This window comes from Pseudomonas sp. App30, from assembly GCF_047947025.1.
In the GTDB taxonomy this organism is placed as follows: domain Bacteria; phylum Pseudomonadota; class Gammaproteobacteria; order Pseudomonadales; family Pseudomonadaceae; genus Aquipseudomonas.
In genome coordinates, this window is record NZ_CP133165.1 from 573676 (window position 1) to 590180 (window position 16505).

Genomic DNA, 16505 nt, shown 5'->3' on the forward strand with positions numbered 1-16505 from the left:
CCACCTCAGGCCGCGCCGACCAGCAGCGCGGCGACCTGTTTGCCGAGCAACTGTGTCAATGCCCACCACGCGCCCGCCAGCAAGAGCCCCGCGGCCAGGCAATGCACCAGCGGTGAAGCGCCGAGCGGCCAGCCGGACCTGGAAGTAGCGCCGCTCTGGGTGGGCAGCACCGTGTGCAGGTCCAGCGGTGGCACCTGTGCGTTCAATGCCGCCACTAATTGCGCACGTTCGGGGGCCTCCACATCGCGATAACGACCGCGGAAGCCCAGCGTCAACACCCGCTGGTAAACCGTGAGCACCAATGGGTCGGGGTTGGGCTGGCGCAGCAGCTCGCGCAGCGTTTCGTACAGGTAGTCCCCGGCCTGGTGGCGGCTGAAGAAGCGCGCCTGCAAGGGTTCGCTGGCCCAGGTGGCATGGTCCTCGCCCTTGGCAACGTTCAGGACTGTTTCATCGAGCAAGGCGCAATGGGCCAGGCAGACATGATCGATGCTGGCGTCGCTGACGCTGGCGCTGGCCAACTCGCGGCGCACGCGTTCGATCTGTGCGACACAGCGGTCGCGCAATGGCGCGGCTTCCTGCAACGGCGTGTGTTGCTGCAGTTCGACCACCAGCAGGTAGCTGTCCTGCAGCAATTGATCGATAACCACCGCAGTGTCCGAATGCTTTTTCATAGGTAGAAGGCTCATGTGCGTAGCACCGCGAACAGTTCAAGCTTCACGTCTGCCAGGGTGCTGGGTACGTAGAAGGCGCAGACACCTGCGGCCAGCACGGCCTGGCCCTTGATGTGGCTGAAGTCCAGCGCGAAGTACTGGTTTTCGAGGCGCAGCGGAATGGCTGCGGGTACGTGCGCCAGTGGCTGCAGCGGCACCCCGTCGAGCGCGGCATTGACCAGATGGTCGACGTCGTCGGGCGTGCCGGCCTTGCACAGCCGTGGGAACTGGCTCTGCAACTGCGCTGCGGGCAGGCGACAACACACCGACAGGTAGAAGTCCGCGCCACCGGGCTCACGCAGGCGCGGGTCGTTGAGCGCCACCTGCCAGCGGTTGGCCGCCGCTGGCTGCAACTGCAGCGCGATCACCCGCGACGGCAGGCTGGCTTCCAGCAACGTCGAGATGATCGCCATCAGCGGCGGGAACACGTTGCCCAGGTCATCGTGGCGATAAGCAGGCAGCTGATCGACGTCATGGTCCAGGGAGAACGTCAGCAGCGCGCCCGCCAGCTTGACCAGCTCCAGGTACACCTGTTCAGGATGACGCGCCGGGTGTGCCCGCAGGTCGGCCAGCACCGGCTGGTAGGTGTTCAACGCGTTGAGCAACCAGAACAGCGAGACGTCGGCCACGGCGAAGTCGGCCATGCGCTGGTTGCTTTCGCGACGCATGCCCATCAGGCGCAGGCGCTTGGCGGACAACTGGGTCAGCAGGTTGTCCAGCTGGGTCAACAACCCCGGGTGGCCGGCGAAACTCAATAGCGGAGGTACGTAGCCGGGGTCAAGCAACCAGCCCTGCTGGCCGTCGCGCACCAGCCGGGCGACCGGGGCGACGACGTAGTCGGCGTTGTCGTCGGTGGCCAGGCGCAGGCTCAGGGCATGCTCCAGCAGGCCCACGGACTGGACATCATCGCCGTACAGATCCTGCACCGCTCGCCAGCCCTGCACATAGCGCATGGGGCGGTCCACCCGGGTGCCTTCAAATACGCAGTTGTTGCCGTTGGCTTGCTCCAGTGGCAAGGCAACCACAATGACGCTGTGGTCGATGGCCGCAGGCAGCAGCCGCTCCAGTTCCAGCGCGGGAGGCAACAGGTCCACCGCATCGGAGTCGATCAGCGTGCCGTCCGGCAGGCGCAGGCGCAGCTGGCTGGCCTTGAGCCTGCCAAGGCGCAACGCGTCCAGATCGAAGCCCACCGAGCCGACGCCCCAGGGGTGCACCAGGGTCAGTTGAGCGATGCATTCGTTGGTCCAGGCTTCCCAGCGGGCCTGTTGCTGGAATTGCTGGGGGCATAGCAAGGCCCCGGCGGCCCACAGCGGGCGGTCGATTTTCATGGCGTCATCCCCTGGGCCGGTTCAGGCCTTGGCCTTCGGCATTTGCGAAACCAGGGACAAGTTGACGTCCATGCCCTCGACCTGGAAGTGCGGCACGGCATACAACTTGACCCGGAAAAAACCCGGGTTGTCGTCGATGTCCTCGACCGTCACCCGCGCCTCCCGCAGTGGGTGGGAGGCCTGCAGGTCATCGCTGGGGTCGGTCATTTCGGTGACCAGGCCACTGACCCAGCGGTTCAGCTCCAGCTCCAGGACGCGACGGTCCTTGGTGGTGCCGATGTTCTCGCGCTGAATGAGCTTGAGGTAATGAGCAATGCGCGACAGCAGGAAGATGTAGGGCAGGCGCGCGTTAATGCGGCTATTGGCCGTGGCATCAGGGGTATCGAACAAGGCCGGCTTCTGCGCGGAGTTAGCCGAGAAAAAGCAGGCGTAATCACGATTCTTGTAGTAGGAAAGCGGGATGAACCCGAGGTTGGCGAACTCGAATTCACGGGTTTCCGGGATCATCACTTCAGAGGGAATCTTCACCTGGTTCCCGGTGCCCAGGTCGTACAGGTGGATGGGCAGGTCGGCCACCGCCCCGCCCGACTGCGGGCCGCGTATCTGCACGCACCAGCCGTTGGCGATAAAGCTCTTGACCATGTTGGCGGCGAAGGCAAACGCCGCGTTGGTCCACAGGTACTTGTGGTGGTCCGGGCCCTTGACGCTTTCCACGTAGTTGAAGCTGCGCACCGGGATGGTGTCGGGGCCATAGGGCAGCCGCCCCAAAACCCGCGGCATGGTCAGGCCGACATAGCGGGCATCGTCGCTGTCACGAAAGGCTTTCCACTTCAGGTACTCGGCGCGATCGAAGTAGTTGCCGATGTCCTTGATGGCAGCCACCTCTTCCATGGTCTGCTTGCCGAAGAACGCCGGGCCGACGGCACCAATGAACGGCATGTGCGCGGCAGCGGCGACCTTGGAGATATTGCGCAGCAAGGCAATGTCCTGCGGCCCGCGACCGAACTCGTAGTTGGAGATGGCCGCGGCAATCGGCTCACCTCCCGGGGTGTCGTATTCCTGGATGTAGGTGTGCTGGTACAGGCCGCTCTGGGCAATCTCGGGCGCGTCGTCGAAATCCTCTACCAGGTGTGCCTTGCTGATATCCAGCAGCTCGATGCGCACGTTCTGGCGAAAATCGGTCTGGTCCACCAGTGACTTCACCCCGCGCCAGGTGGATTCCACGCGCTGGAAATCGGGATGGTGCATCACCGCATCGAGTTGGCGGCTGATTTGCTGGTCCAGCAAAGCGATATGTTCATCCAGCAAGCTCTTGTCCAGGCGCTCGACCTTGCGCGACGACTGTTTCAACAGCTCGAGGAATACGCTGACGGCTGCGGTCACGCGCTCGTCGGGCGAGGCTTCCGCCATGCCCTCGGCATGTTGGAATACTTCAAGGTCCGCGAGGGTGGCGACCGGGCTCAGATTGATTTTCGCGAACAACCCGCCATAGACACTTTGGCTTTCTTCAGGCAACACTTCAGCGTCACGGCCCGAGGCCGTGTTGGGGCTTGCAGACATGATGAAATTCCCTATAAAACAGAAGCGACAGATTAACGAGGCGTTTGCGAACCCAACAGCAACAGCTCGGCACGCAATTCATTACTTAATGTTTCATCCCTGAGAATGCGCTCGAACTCCTGGCGAAACGTACTATTATCCAACAGATTGGACTTGAGATCCCGTAACAGATTGCGCATTGCAAGGAGTGAACGTAACTGGGGAATTTGCCTGGCTACCTGTTCAGGCTCGAAATCCTTCATGGCCCGAAAACTCAATGCGGCAACTGTCTCGCCTGCTTCATCCAGCAGGGTATTCTCTACGCTGACCTTAAGGGTAGGTGCAAACTCCGCCAGCACGCTGTCGAAATTGTTCTTGTTGATGTCCAGCTTGCTGCGCGCCGATAGCGGACGGGCCTCCCGGCCGTTGCTGTAATCGCCCATTACCATGAGTTTGAGTGGCAGTTCGACCTTGCGCTGCGCGCCGCCGGTATGCAAATCGAGCCTGATATTGACGCGAGCCTTTGGTACTTCATTCTGGAAGCTGTTCGATGCCATCGGTTTTCCCCTTCGTAACAAAAAGCAACTAACGCAAGACGGCTACGAAGTTGCAGAGTTTCAATCGTTCGGGCACAGCCATATTGCTGCGCAAGAAGGCAGCACGACAGGGTCAAAAGCTGACATGCCGTAATGGTTGCGATGGCGAAAACGTAAGTCATTGCTCGAAGCAATACTACCCCTGGAAGGTATTCAAGAGGCGTCCCACAGGGCAAAGTAATATTTCCTACAAATCGACCTAAAAACCCCTACAGATACACTGCACTTTTAATACACAGATCAGAGATAACCTCCTGTATAGTCAAGAGTGCACTTCGAATAATTGCACGGCTGAGTGACGAGACTCACGCTTTATCTGCTGGTTTGGCAGCTAAAATAGTTTCAGGTCGTATATAAGCGTTGAAGCCGGGGGTGATGGCCACGTGGGACATGGCGCGCCCTCCCCCTGACGCGGCCTGCGGCCGCTGCTACAGAAACCTTAGCGAAACCCGCCCCCCACCTGCCACACCCGCGCGCCGCTGGCGACGCTACCCGCCACGGCAAAGGCGCAGCCCAGCCACAACGCCCACTCGGGCCCGCTGCTGAGCGATGCATGGAAGCACAGCGCTACCAGCGAGGCGCCCAGGGTCTGCCCCAGCAGCCGCGAGGTGGCGACGATGCCACTGGCGCCGCCGCTGCGGTTGGCCGGGGCGCTGGTCATCAGGGCCTTGAGGTTGGGCGACTGGAAGAAGCCGAAGCCGGCGCCGCACAGGGCCATGCGCCAGCCGATGTCGACGGCGCTGGCACCTGGGCCCAACAAGGCCAGGGCGGCCATGCCCAGGCCCAGGGCCAGCAGGCCGATGCCGCCCAGCAGGCCCGGCGAGAAGCGGTCGGCCAGGCGCCCGGCCACCAGGGCGGTGAGCGCTACCACGGCCGGCCAGGGGGTCATGAGGAAACCGGTGGCCACCTGGCTGTGGCCCAGCACGCTTTGCAGCAGGAACGGCAAGGCGACGAAGGCCAGGCCCTGGCTGGTAAAGGCGCAGATGGCGGTGGCCGAGGACAGGGCGAACAGCGGCCGCTTGAACAGGTCCAGGGCCAGCATGGGCGCCGGGTGGCCGGCCTGGCGGCGCAGCAGCAAGGCGCCGCAGGCCAGGGCCACGGCCAGTTCGGCGCCGGTGAGCAGGCCGTTGGCGCCATGCACGGTGGTGCCCAGGCCCAGCACCAGGCAGCCGAACAAACCGGCGCAGAGCACGGCGGCCAGGCGGTCGAAGTCGTGGCCGGCGGGTGCGATGTCCGGCAGGTGGCGCTGGGCTAACAACGCTGCCAGCACGCCCAGGGGCACGTTGATCAGGAACAGCCAGTGCCAGCTGGCCACCGAGAGGATCGCCGAGGCCGCGGTAGGCCCGAGGGTGAACGCCAGGCCTACCACCAGGGAGTTGTAGCCCATGCCGCGGCCAAGCATTTTCGACGGGTAGATGAAGCGCAACAACGCGGTGTTGACGCTCATGATCGCTGCCGCGCCCAGGCCCTGCACTACCCGGGCGATGGCCAGGGATGGCAGCGACCAGGCCAGGCCGCACACCAGCGACGACAGCAGGAATACCAGCAGCCCGCCCAGGTACACGCGGCGGTGGCCGAGCACTTCGCCCAGCGAGGCGAACGGCAGGATGGTGGCAACCATGGCCAGCTGATAGGCGTTGACCACCCAGATGACCGAGGCGGAATCGGTGCCGATACCGCTGGCCAGGGTCGGCAGCGCGGTGTTGACGATGGCCGTGTCGAGGGTAGCCATGCCGACGGCCAGGGAGATGGCGATGACGGCGGGGGTACGGTGCTGCCGGGGCAGGCCGTCGGTGGGGGCAAGCATGGGCGAAGGTATCCAGAATCAGGCAATGAAGTTCTGGAGAGTAGCGCCGCACGGGGCGCAATTCACCGCACCGCGCTCAAGCTGTCAGAGCTTTCATGTTGCTGTCATTCAATTGACGAGCGAACGGTGGTAACGCAAGGCGCCGCAGCGTTCGCAGCGCTCGCAGGTCATCAGCGCCGAACCCAGTTGTTGTGCGGGGTAAGTGGCCCATTCGCAGCCCTTGATCAAACAGATGATACTCACGGCAACCTCCTCGGGGTGACGCCCCGATTGTTCTTGCCATGACCGTTGCAGGGTTCGGGCCAACTACCCAGGGGTAGTAAAAACCGCGTTATTGCAGGTCGAACCTCATGCATTTTGCACGGTGCCCGTCCCATGGCCGTGCAGACCGCCCTGCAGTTCGTCAGGTGGCCCTGCCCGCCCCTCAACTTTGCCCGGTTTTATCCGATACCCGGTTCAAACGCCATGTTGGCGTTGCGCAAGACAGGACGTCGACGCTCATGATTCGGCAGGCATCGATGACCCAGAAAACCCTCAATGACTTCCTGCGTTGCCCTGGCACCCGCTACCTGGCGCTGACCGCAGCCCTGCTGGCCGGCCTGCTGGCCATGACCGGCCGCGCGCAATGGCAGCAGGCCTGGCAGGCCCCGCTGACCTGGCTGTGCCTGGCGGCCATCGTGCTGCTGGGCGTGCTGGCCGTGCAGGTGGGCATCAGCCAGCGCCTGATTCGCCGGCGCAACCTGGAGCTCAAGCGCCAGATCGAAGACCATGCCCGGGTACGCGCTTCCCTGGCGCTGAGCGAGGACCGTTTCCGGCGCCTGTTCGAGTGCTCGCCGGACGCGGTGTGGATCCTCGACCAGCACGGTTTCAGCAGCCAGGCCAACGCCGCCATGCTCGCCACCTTCGGCTTCTGCGACGCTGCAGCGTTTCGCAACATCAGCCCCCTGGACCTGTCACCGCCGTTGCAGGAGGACGGCACGCCGTCGGTGGAGCGCGCCGACGCGGTGCTGGCCGCCGCCACCGCCAAGGGCGTGCAACGCTTCGAATGGACACATCGGCGCCTGGACGGCAGCCTGTTCCCCGCCGAGGTAACCCTGAGCGTGTTGGACCTGGACGGTGAACCGGTGACCTTCGCCGTGGTGCGCGACATTTCCCAGCGGCGCCAGGCGGAAGCCGAACTGCTGCGGCAGAAAACCCTGTTGCAGGCGATTGTCGACAACGCGCCATCGTTGATCTACATGTTCGACAGCCAAGGCCGCCTGGTGCTGTGCAACCAGCTGTACGAAGACGCCGTGGACCACCAGGAGGCCGAACTGGTGGGCCGCCGCCGCGACGATTTCATGGTGCCCAGCGACGCCCGCCAGCAGAACCTGGACGACGCCACGGTGCTGTTCAGCGGCCAGGCGCAACGCTTCGAGGACATCCACCACAAGCGCGGCGAACCGCGCACCTACCTGACCACCAAGTGCCCGCTGCGCACCCCCGACGGCCAGTTGCTGGGGGTGCTGGGCATCTCCAACGACATCACCCGCCTCAAGCAGACCCAGGAAGCCCTGGAGCGCCTGGCGCATTTCGACGTCACCACGGGGCTTGCCAACCGCGTGCTGTTCCATCAACGGCTGGGCGAGGGCATTCGCCAGGCCGCCAGCCGCGGGCGCCAGCTGGCCGTGCTGGTGCTGGACCTGGACGGCTTCAAGACCGTCAACGACACCCTCGGCCACCCCACTGGCGACCGCCTGCTGCACGAAGCCACCCTGCGCTTCCAGCGCGCCCTGCGCCCCGGCGACCTGGTGGCACGGCTGGGCGGCGACGAGTTCGCCTTTGTGCTGCCGGTCGAGCGCCAGGAGGAAGAAGTGATCGGCCGCCTGCAGGCCCTGCTCGACAGCCTGCGCCCACCGTTCGACCTGGACGGCAGCACCGCGCTGATCACCGCCAGCATCGGCGTGGCGCTGTACCCGGCAGACGGCAGCTGCGCCGATACCCTGCTGCGCCACGCCGACACCGCCATGTACGCGGCCAAGGAAGCCGGACGCAACGACTACCGCTTCTACCAGCGGCACATGACCCAGCACATGCAGGAGCGCGTGAGCCTGGAGCATGCCTTGCGCCGGGCGCTGGAGAACAGCGAGCTGGAGGTGTGGTACCAGCCCAAGCTGAGCCTGGCCGATGGCCAGGTGATGGGCGCCGAGGCCCTGATGCGCTGGCGCGACCCGGTGGCCGGCCTGGTCGCCCCCGCCGATTTCATCCCCCTGGCCGAGCGCACCGGGCTGATCGTGCCCATGGGCGAGTGGCTGCTGGACCAGGTGTGCGCGCACCTGCGCCAGTGGCGCGACGAGGGTTGTTTCAACGGCCACGTCGCCGTCAACGTGGCGGTGCCGCAGATCGAGCGCAGCGATTTTGTCGATACCGTCAGCCGCGCCCTGCAGCGTTATCAATTGCCCGCGCGGCTGCTGGAAGTGGAGGTCACCGAGAGCCTGTTCCTGGAAAGCCGCCAGCTGGCGCGCAGCGTGCTGGGGCGCCTGCAGGGCATGGGCGTGACCACTGCGGTGGACGACTTCGGCACCGGCTATTCCTCGCTGGCATACCTGCATCTGCTACCGGTGGACAACCTCAAGATCGACCGCGCCTTTATCCAGGAACTGCCCCACTCCGCCACCCACGTGGCCATTACCCGCGCGATCATCCAGCTGGGCCACGCGCTGAAGTTCAGCGTGACCGCCGAAGGCATCGAGACTCCGGAGCAGTACGATTTCGTCCGCCAGGCCGGCTGCGACGTGGGCCAGGGCTACCTGATCGCCCGGCCCATGCCCGCCGCCGAGTTCGAAGCCTGGCTTTACCAGAACCCGTAACGATAAACGTATCCGTGGGAGCTGGCTTGCCAGCGAGCTGTTGGGCCCCTAAAGCTCGCTGGCAAGCCAGCTCCCACAAAAACGGTCAATGATGGCATTTACGCCATTTCATGAAACATTTTTCATACGACTAAGGTATTATCCCCCCGCGACGAAGTGCCGCAACCGCGAAAAACTTCTAGCAATCTAGATAGCAATACAGGTGCCTCCAGGCACCCCCATAAAGAATGCCCCCTAGTAGCTGTCGCCAATAATTAACAAGAAATCGGCTCCGGAGGGACATGACTACGGAAAAGATAGCTCCCTATCTTTTTCAGTACTCACTGCCCCCGTTATTTCGCCAAAAAGAGCGGGACGCGGATTGAGTTTTTTAAATCAGGGGTTATTGATGTTGAAGAAAATGAACAGGACCCTCCTGGGTCTGGCGTTGTCCATGACGCTGCTGCCGGCCCATGGCGCCGAGCCGAAGAAAGTTGATGTGCTGCTGGTAGGCGGCGGCATCATGAGTTCCACGCTGGGTATCTGGCTCAATGAACTGGAGCCGGGCTGGTCGATGGAAATGGTCGAGCGCCTGGATGGCGTCGCCGAGGAAAGCTCCAACGGCTGGAACAACGCCGGCACCGGTCACTCGGCCCTGGCCGAACTGAACTACACCCCGGAGGGCAAGGACGGCAAGATCGATATCTCCAAGGCCGTTGAAATCAACGAATCCTTCCAGGTATCGCGCCAGTTCTGGTCGTGGCAGGTCAAGAATGACGTGCTGAAGAACCCGCACTCGTTCATCAACTCCACCCCGCACATGAGCTTCCTGTGGGGCGACGACAACATCAAGTACCTGAAGAAGCGTTACGACGCCCTGCAGGCCAGCCCGCTGTTCCGCCCGATGCAGTATTCGGAAGACCCGGAGCAGATCAAGCAGTGGGTGCCATTGATGATGGACGGCCGCGACCCGAAACAGAAAGTCGCCGCTACCTGGACCCCGATTGGCACTGACGTGAACTTCGGTGAAATCACTCGCCAGTTCGTCGGCTACTTGCAGACCAAGTCCAACTTCGACTTGAAACTGTCCAGCGAAGTTGAAGACATTTCCCGCAACGACGACGGTTCGTGGCGCGTGACCTACAAGAACCTGAAAGACGGCACCGAATCGGTCACCGACGCCAAGTTCCTGTTCATCGGCGCTGGCGGCGGTGCCCTGCACCTGCTGCAGAAGTCGGGCATCCCCGAAGCGCGTGAATACGCCGGCTTCCCGGTGGGCGGCTCGTTCCTGGTCACCGACAACGCCAGCGTTGCCGAGCAGCACATGGCCAAGGCCTACGGCATCGCTTCGGTGGGCGCACCGCCCATGTCGGTGCCGCACCTGGACACCCGCGTGCTGGACGGCAAGCGCGTGATCCTGTTTGGCCCGTTCGCCACCTTCTCCACCAAGTTCCTCAAGAACGGCTCGTACTTCGACCTGCTGACCAGCACCACCACGCACAACGTGTGGCCGATGACCAAGGTCGGGATCGAACAGTACCCGCTGGTGGAATACCTGGCCGGCCAACTGATGCTGTCGGATGACGACCGCTTCAACGCCCTGAAGGAATACTTCCCGAAAGCGAAGAAAGAAGACTGGCGCCTGTGGCAAGCCGGCCAGCGCGTGCAGATCATCAAGCGTGATGCCGACAAGGGCGGCGTGCTGAAGCTGGGCACCGAGATCGTTGCGTCCCAGGACGGCACCATCGCCGGCCTGCTGGGCGCCTCGCCAGGTGCCTCGACCGCCGCGCCAATCATGCTCAGCGTGCTGGAGAAGGTGTTCAAGGACAAGGTCGCCACCCCGGCCTGGCAGGACAAACTGCGTCAGATCGTGCCCAGCTACGGCACCAAGCTGAACGACCATCCTGAAGCCGTGATGCAGGAATGGACCTACACCAGCCAGGTGCTGCAACTGAACCCGCCACCGGCCATCGACCTGACTGCGGCCCCGCAGCCACAGGCCGCGCCGGCTAAAGCGGCGAGCAACCCAGCGGCCGACATGGCGCTGTAAGGCTCGACGGCAGCCGGCCCTGCAAGGCCGGCTGCCTTGGCTTGCCTGATCAAACCACCTGCAACACAATCTTGCCGATGTGATCCCCGCCTTCCATGCGCCGGTGGGCACCCGCGGCGTCGGCCAGCGCGAACACCTGGTCCAGCACCGGCAGCGACTTGCCTTCGGCCAGCAACGGCCACACGTGACGCTCCAACCCGGCGGCGATCACCGCCTTCTCTTCCGTACTGCGCGAGCGCAGCAGCGACCCGGTGACCACGGCCTGCTTGGCCATGATTGCCAGCAAGTTCACCTCCTTGACCTTGGCGCCCCCCAGGAAGCCAATCACCACCAGGCGCCCGCGACGGGCCAGGGCGGCGATGTTCTGCTCGAAATACGCGCCGCCCATGATGTCCAGGATCACGTCCACGCCCTTGCCTGCGGTGCGCTCGGCAATCACCTGGGCGAAATCCTGCTCGCGGTAATTGATCGGTTCGCCGCCCAGGGCCTGCACCTGCGCGCATTTCTCTGCCGTGCCGGCGGTGGCAAACGCCTTGATGCCCAGCGCCTTGCACAGGGCCAGCGCGGTAGTCCCGATGCCGCTGGTGCCGCCGTGAATCAGCACGCTCTGGGTGGCGTCCAGGTGGGCCATGTCGAACAGGTTGGCCCACACGGTGAAGAAGGTTTCCGGAATGGCCGCGGCGGTGATCATATCCATGCCGGGCGGCACCGCCAGCGCCTGGGTGGCCGGCACGGTGCAGTACTCGGCGTAGCCGCCGCCGTTGGTCAGCGCGCAGACCTTGTCACCCAGGGCAAAGCCCTGCACGTCCGCGCCCAGGCCCACCACCTCGCCGGCCACTTCCAGCCCCGGCAGCGGGTTCATGCCCGGCTGCATGGGGTACTGGCCGGCGCGCTGCAGGGCGTCGGGGCGGTTGACGCCGGCGGCGTGCACCTTGATCAGCAGCTCATGGGGCTTGGCCACGGGCAGTGGGCCCTGGCGCGGTTGCAGCACTTCGGGGCCACCGGGCTGGGTGATCTCGATGTAGGTCATGGTGGACGGCAGTTGGATGGCAGGCATGGTCGCGCTCCGATGAAGTGGGCTATTGGCAGTGACAACCACCAACGGCAAGGCGTTCATCATAGCGCCACAGGAAGATGCAATAATGCAGCGATTACCCATCCATCAAATGCAGAAATGCATCAGCGGAGCGAGCATGAACTGGGACGACACGCGCTTCTTCCTGGCCCTGTGCCGCGAGCGCACCCTGCGCGGTGCCGCGCGCCAGCTGGGCGTGGACCAGGCCACCGTGGGCCGGCGCATCGCCGCGCTGGAAGAGGCCTTGGCCGCAACCTTGTTCCTGCGCAGTTCCGACGGCTACCGGCTGACCTCGCCCGGCGAGGCGGCCTATAGCGCGGCCGTGCAGATGGAGCACTCCGCCCACGACCTGCAGCGGCGCATCCAGGGCCTGGACGACCTGCCCAGCGGCCAGGTGCGCCTGGCCACCACCGACTCGCTGGCGGTGGACTTCGTCATCCCTGCCCTCGCCCGCCTGCGCCTGCAACACCCGCAGGTGCAGGTGGACGTCAAGGCCTCGACGCAGATGCTCAACCTGGCACGGCGCGAGGCCGACCTGGCCATCCGCACGGTCAAGCCGGACAACCCCGACCTGCTGGTGCGGCGCCTGGCGGCCTGGCCGGTGGGGTTGTTCGCCTCGGCCGACTACGTGCAGCGCCACGGCGTGCCGGAGCCGGGCAACGGTTTTGCCGGCCACGCCCAAGTGGCCTGGCAGCCTTATGTGGAAGCCGGCCGCGCCAGCACCCTGCTGGACGAGCCGGCCCATGGCGCGCAGATCAGTTGCAGCGCCAGCACCAGCCTGCTGGTGCGCCAGGCCGTGGCAGCCGGGCTGGGCCTGAGCGAACTGCCGGTGCTGGCCGGCGAACGCGATGGGCTGGTGCGGGTGTGGCCGCAGCGGGTGCGTGCGCAGCCTTATGAAGTATGGCTGGTGAGCCACGCCGACCTGCGCCATACGGCGCGGGTCAACGTGGTGGTGGAGGCGCTGGTGGCCGCCTTCAGCACACCGACAGCAGGTCCCGACGTTCCAGGTTGAGCAGGAACTGCTTGGCCGGCAAGCCGCCGGCAAAACCAGTGAGGCTGCCGGAACTGCCGATGACCCGGTGGCACGGCGCGACGATGGAAATGGGGTTGCGGCCATTGGCGGCACCCACCGCGCGCACCGCCTTGGGGTTGCCCAGTTGGGTGGCGATGTCCAGGTAGCTGCGCGTTTCGCCGAACGGAATGGCCAGCAACGCGTGCCACACCTGCACCTGGAAGTCGGTGCCGGCAAAGTCCAGCGCCAGCTCGAACTGCTGGCGCTCGCCAGCGAAATATTCCTGCAACTGCGTGGCGGTGCGCACCAGCATCGGGTGGTCACCCTGCTCCTGCAACTCGCCCAGGCGCACGCGGTTGGGGCGGTCATCCTCCCACAGAATGGCCGCCAGCTTGGGGCCACGGGCGACCAGGGTCAGCAGGCCCACGGGGGATTCAAGGAATTTGCAGGCGTAGTGCATGGCGGCGGTTCCAATCGGTCGAGCGGCCATTCTAAGCGTCCCGCCACTGGAAAAAACCCCATTTCTTGCGCAGCGACGGTTATTGGACCATTGTCGACAATAACTGTTTTTTCTTTGACTTGATGCGCGCATATGGCTATTTTCGACCCTATCAAAACACAGTGTGTCGACAATATGCCTACCACTCTCGCCACCGAAGACTCCGAAACGCTGTCCGAAAACGTCTTCCGGCGTATCCAGGCCGCCATCGTCAAGGGCGACATCGCCCCCGGCAGCAAGATATCCGAGCCGGAGCTGGCGCGCACCTACGGCATCAGCCGCGGGCCGCTGCGCGAGGCCATCCACCGTCTGGAGGGCCAGCGGCTGCTGGTGCGCATTCCCCACGTGGGCGCGCGGGTGGTGTCGCTCAGCCACGCCGAGCTGATCGAACTGTACGAAATTCGCGAATCGCTGGAAGGCATGGCCTGCCGCCTGGCGGCCGAGCGCATGACCGAGGCCGAGATCGAAGAGCTGCGCCAGGTGCTGCACACCCACGAGCGCGACGCCGCGTTTCAGGCCGGCGTGGGCTACTACCAGCAGGAAGGCGACTTCGACTTCCACTACCGCATCATCCAGGGCAGCGGCAACCGCACCCTGGTGCAGATGCTCTGTGGCGAGCTGTACCAGCTGGTGCGCATGTACCGCATTCAGTTCTCGGCCACGCCCAACCGCCCGCGCCAGGCGTTTGCCGAGCACCACCGCATTCTTGATGCCATCGCCGACCGCGATGGCGAATTGGCCGAATTGCTGATGCGCCGGCACATCGGCGCATCGCGGCGCAATATCGAGCGTCACTACGCGGACGCATCCACCCAGCCTGAGAGGTGAGTCATGAACAATAAGAACAGTCCCGGCCAACGCTTCCGCGACGCCGTGGCCAGCGAACATCCGCTGCAAGTGGTAGGCGCCATCAACGCCAACCACGCCCTGCTGGCCAAGCGCGCCGGCTTCAAGGCCATCTACCTGTCCGGTGGCGGCGTGGCAGCGGGCTCCCTGGGCCTGCCGGACCTGGGCATCAGCGGCCTGGACGACGTGCTCACCGACGTGCGCCGCATCACCGACGTCTGCGACCTGCCGCTGCTGGTGGACGTCGACACCGGCTTCGGCTCCTCGGCGTTCAACGTGGCGCGCACGGTCAAGTCGATGATCAAGTTCGGCGCTGCCGCCATCCACATCGAGGACCAGGTGGGCGCCAAGCGCTGCGGCCACCGGCCCAATAAAGAGATCGTCAGCCAGCAGGAGATGGTCGACCGCATCAAGGCGGCCGTGGACGCCCGCACCGACGACAGTTTCGTGATCATGGCGCGCACCGACGCCCTGGCCGTGGAAGGCCTGGACGCGGCCCTGGAACGTGCCGAAGCCTGCATCGAGGCCGGCGCCGACATGATCTTCCCCGAGGCCATCACCGAACTGGCCATGTACAAGCAATTCGCCGACCGCGTGCGCGCGCCGATCCTGGCCAACATCACCGAATTCGGCGCCACGCCGCTGTACACCACCGAGCAGCTGGCGTCGGTGGACGTGTCGCTGGTGCTGTACCCGCTGTCGGCGTTCCGCGCCATGAACAAGGCCGCCGAGAACGTCTACGGCGCCATCCGCCGCGACGGCACGCAGCAAAATGTCATCGACACCATGCAGACTCGCATGGAGCTGTACGACGCCATCGACTACCACGTGTTCGAGCAGAAGCTGGACGCCCTGTTCGCCCAGAAAAAAGGTTGAGAAACACCTGTGGGAGCTGGCTTGCCAGCGAGCTTTTCGGGGCCCCACAAACTCGCTGGCAAGCCAGCTCCCACATTCCAGACAATAAATTCAAGAATGGAGACAACCATGGCCGAAGCAAAAGTATTGAGTGGTGCCGGCCTGCGTGGCCAGGTGGCCGGGCAGACCGCCCTGTCCACCGTCGGCCAGGCCGGCGCCGGCCTGACCTACCGTGGCTACGACGTGCGCGAACTGGCCGAGCACGCCACCTTCGAGGAAGTGGCCTACCTGCTGCTGTACGGCGAGCTGCCCAACCACCAGGACCTGGACCACTACCAGCACAAGCTCAGCACCCTGCGCGACCTGCCCAAGGCGCTGAAGGAAGTGCTGGAACGCATCCCCGCCAACGCCCACCCCATGGACGTGATGCGCACCGGCTGCTCGTTCCTGGGCAACCTGGAACCGGAAAAGACCTTCGCCCAGCAGCACGATGCCACCGACCGCCTGCTGGCGGCCTTCCCGGCGATCATGTGCTACTGGTACCGCTTCAGCCACCACGGCGTGCGTATCAACTGCACCAGCGACGAGCCGGACGTGGCCGGGCACTTCCTGCACCTGCTGCACGGCAAGGCGCCCAGCGAACTGCACCGCAAGGTCATGAACGTGTCGCTGATCCTCTACGCCGAGCACGAATTCAACGCCTCGACCTTCACCGCGCGGGTGTGTGCCTCGACCCTGTCCGACCTGCATTCCTGCGTGACTGCCGCCATCGGCAGCCTGCGCGGCCCGCTGCACGGCGGCGCCAACGAGGCGGCCATGGCCATGATCGAGAAGTTCAAGAACCCCGAGGAAGCCGTGCGCGGCACCCTGGGCATGCTGGAGCGCAAGGACAAGATCATGGGCTTCGGCCATGCCATCTACAAGGACAGCGACCCGCGCAACGAAGTGATCAAGGGCTGGTCGCAAAAGCTCGCGGCCGAGGTGGGCGACACGGTGATCTACCCGGTGTCCGAAGCCATCGACAAGACCATGTGGGAGCAGAAGAAACTGTTCCCCAACGCCGACTTCTACCACGCCTCGGCCTACCACTTCATGGGCATTCCCACCGAACTGTTCACGCCGATTTTCGTCTGTTCGCGGCTGACCGGCTGGGCGGCGCATGTGTTCGAGCAGCGTGCCAATAACCGCATCATTCGGCCCAGCGCCGAGTATGTGGGCGTGGAACAGCGCAAGTACGTGCCAATAGAGCACCGATAACGCAAAACCAGGGTGCAAACACCGACCGTAGGAGCCGGCCTTGGCCGCGATGGGGCCCGCAATATCGCCATCGCGGCCAAGGCCGGCTCCTACGGATGAGTGC

Annotated in this window: 14 protein-coding genes; 6 read left to right on the forward strand and 8 right to left on the reverse strand. The window is 64.4% G+C overall.

Going from position 1 to position 16505, the window contains the following annotated elements; genetic code table 11:
* Positions 1-5: 5 nt before the first annotated feature.
* The 6 genes from tssL to RAM80_RS02530 form a co-directional block, all read right to left on the reverse strand.
* Positions 6-686: a type VI secretion system protein TssL, short form gene (tssL, locus tag RAM80_RS02505; RefSeq protein ID WP_416424656.1), complete on the reverse strand. Its 681-nt coding sequence runs from the start codon at positions 684-686 to the stop codon at positions 6-8.
* A complete protein-coding gene (gene tssK / locus RAM80_RS02510; RefSeq protein WP_416424657.1) occupies positions 683-2038 on the reverse strand; it encodes a type VI secretion system baseplate subunit TssK in 1356 nt (451 codons plus the stop codon). The genes tssL and tssK overlap by 4 nt, the downstream gene beginning before the upstream one ends.
* A 21-nt stretch (positions 2039-2059) precedes the next feature.
* Positions 2060-3598 (reverse strand): type VI secretion system contractile sheath large subunit, encoded by a 1539-nt coding sequence (tssC, locus tag RAM80_RS02515; protein WP_416424658.1) that lies wholly within the window; start codon positions 3596-3598, stop codon positions 2060-2062.
* 32 nt (positions 3599-3630) lie between these two features.
* The gene (tssB, locus tag RAM80_RS02520; RefSeq protein WP_416424659.1) at positions 3631-4134 is read right to left on the reverse strand and encodes a type VI secretion system contractile sheath small subunit; all 504 of its coding nucleotides are present in this window, start codon (positions 4132-4134) and stop codon (positions 3631-3633) included.
* Positions 4135-4612: 478 nt separating this feature from the next.
* Positions 4613-5980 (reverse strand): MFS transporter, encoded by a 1368-nt coding sequence (locus tag RAM80_RS02525; protein WP_416424660.1) that lies wholly within the window; start codon positions 5978-5980, stop codon positions 4613-4615.
* 108 nt (positions 5981-6088) lie between these two features.
* Entirely contained in the window at positions 6089-6223 is a 135-nt protein-coding gene (locus tag RAM80_RS02530) for a PSPA7_2676 family Cys-rich small protein (protein WP_416424661.1), read from the reverse strand.
* A 275-nt stretch (positions 6224-6498) separates the two neighbouring features.
* Between RAM80_RS02530 and RAM80_RS02535 the strand changes: the two genes are divergently transcribed.
* Complete coding sequence (locus RAM80_RS02535; protein WP_416424662.1) at positions 6499-8829, forward strand: putative bifunctional diguanylate cyclase/phosphodiesterase; 2331 nt, start codon at positions 6499-6501, stop codon at positions 8827-8829.
* A gap of 388 nt (positions 8830-9217) precedes the next feature.
* Positions 9218-10858 carry a malate dehydrogenase (quinone) gene (gene mqo, locus RAM80_RS02540; RefSeq protein ID WP_416424663.1) on the forward strand — a complete coding sequence of 547 codons (1641 nt, stop codon included), beginning with the start codon at positions 9218-9220 and terminating at the stop codon, positions 10856-10858.
* A 49-nt stretch (positions 10859-10907) separates the two neighbouring features.
* Here the strand turns inward: mqo and RAM80_RS02545 are convergent, their stop codons facing one another.
* Positions 10908-11906, reverse strand: coding sequence for an NAD(P)H-quinone oxidoreductase (locus tag RAM80_RS02545; RefSeq protein ID WP_416427403.1), 999 nt, complete (start codon positions 11904-11906; stop codon positions 10908-10910).
* Between the two features lie 145 nt (positions 11907-12051).
* Between RAM80_RS02545 and RAM80_RS02550 the strand changes: the two genes are divergently transcribed.
* The gene (locus RAM80_RS02550) at positions 12052-12945 is read left to right on the forward strand and encodes a LysR family transcriptional regulator (protein ID WP_416424664.1); all 894 of its coding nucleotides are present in this window, start codon (positions 12052-12054) and stop codon (positions 12943-12945) included.
* Here RAM80_RS02550 and RAM80_RS02555 read toward each other — a convergent pair.
* Positions 12908-13405: a methylated-DNA--[protein]-cysteine S-methyltransferase gene (locus RAM80_RS02555; protein WP_416427404.1), complete on the reverse strand. Its 498-nt coding sequence runs from the start codon at positions 13403-13405 to the stop codon at positions 12908-12910. The two genes, RAM80_RS02550 and RAM80_RS02555, sit on opposite strands and share 38 nt — an antisense overlap.
* Before the next feature lie 174 nt (positions 13406-13579).
* Here RAM80_RS02555 and RAM80_RS02560 point away from each other — a divergent pair, with 174 nt between their 5' ends.
* From RAM80_RS02560 to prpC, 3 genes are all read left to right on the forward strand, one after another.
* A complete protein-coding gene (locus tag RAM80_RS02560) occupies positions 13580-14272 on the forward strand; it encodes a GntR family transcriptional regulator (protein WP_416424665.1) in 693 nt (230 codons plus the stop codon).
* A 3-nt stretch (positions 14273-14275) separates the two neighbouring features.
* Positions 14276-15166 (forward strand): methylisocitrate lyase, encoded by an 891-nt coding sequence (gene prpB, locus RAM80_RS02565; RefSeq protein WP_416424666.1) that lies wholly within the window; start codon positions 14276-14278, stop codon positions 15164-15166.
* A gap of 108 nt (positions 15167-15274) precedes the next feature.
* Entirely contained in the window at positions 15275-16402 is a 1128-nt protein-coding gene (gene prpC, locus RAM80_RS02570; protein ID WP_416424667.1) for a bifunctional 2-methylcitrate synthase/citrate synthase, read from the forward strand.
* Positions 16403-16505 lie beyond the last annotated feature (103 nt).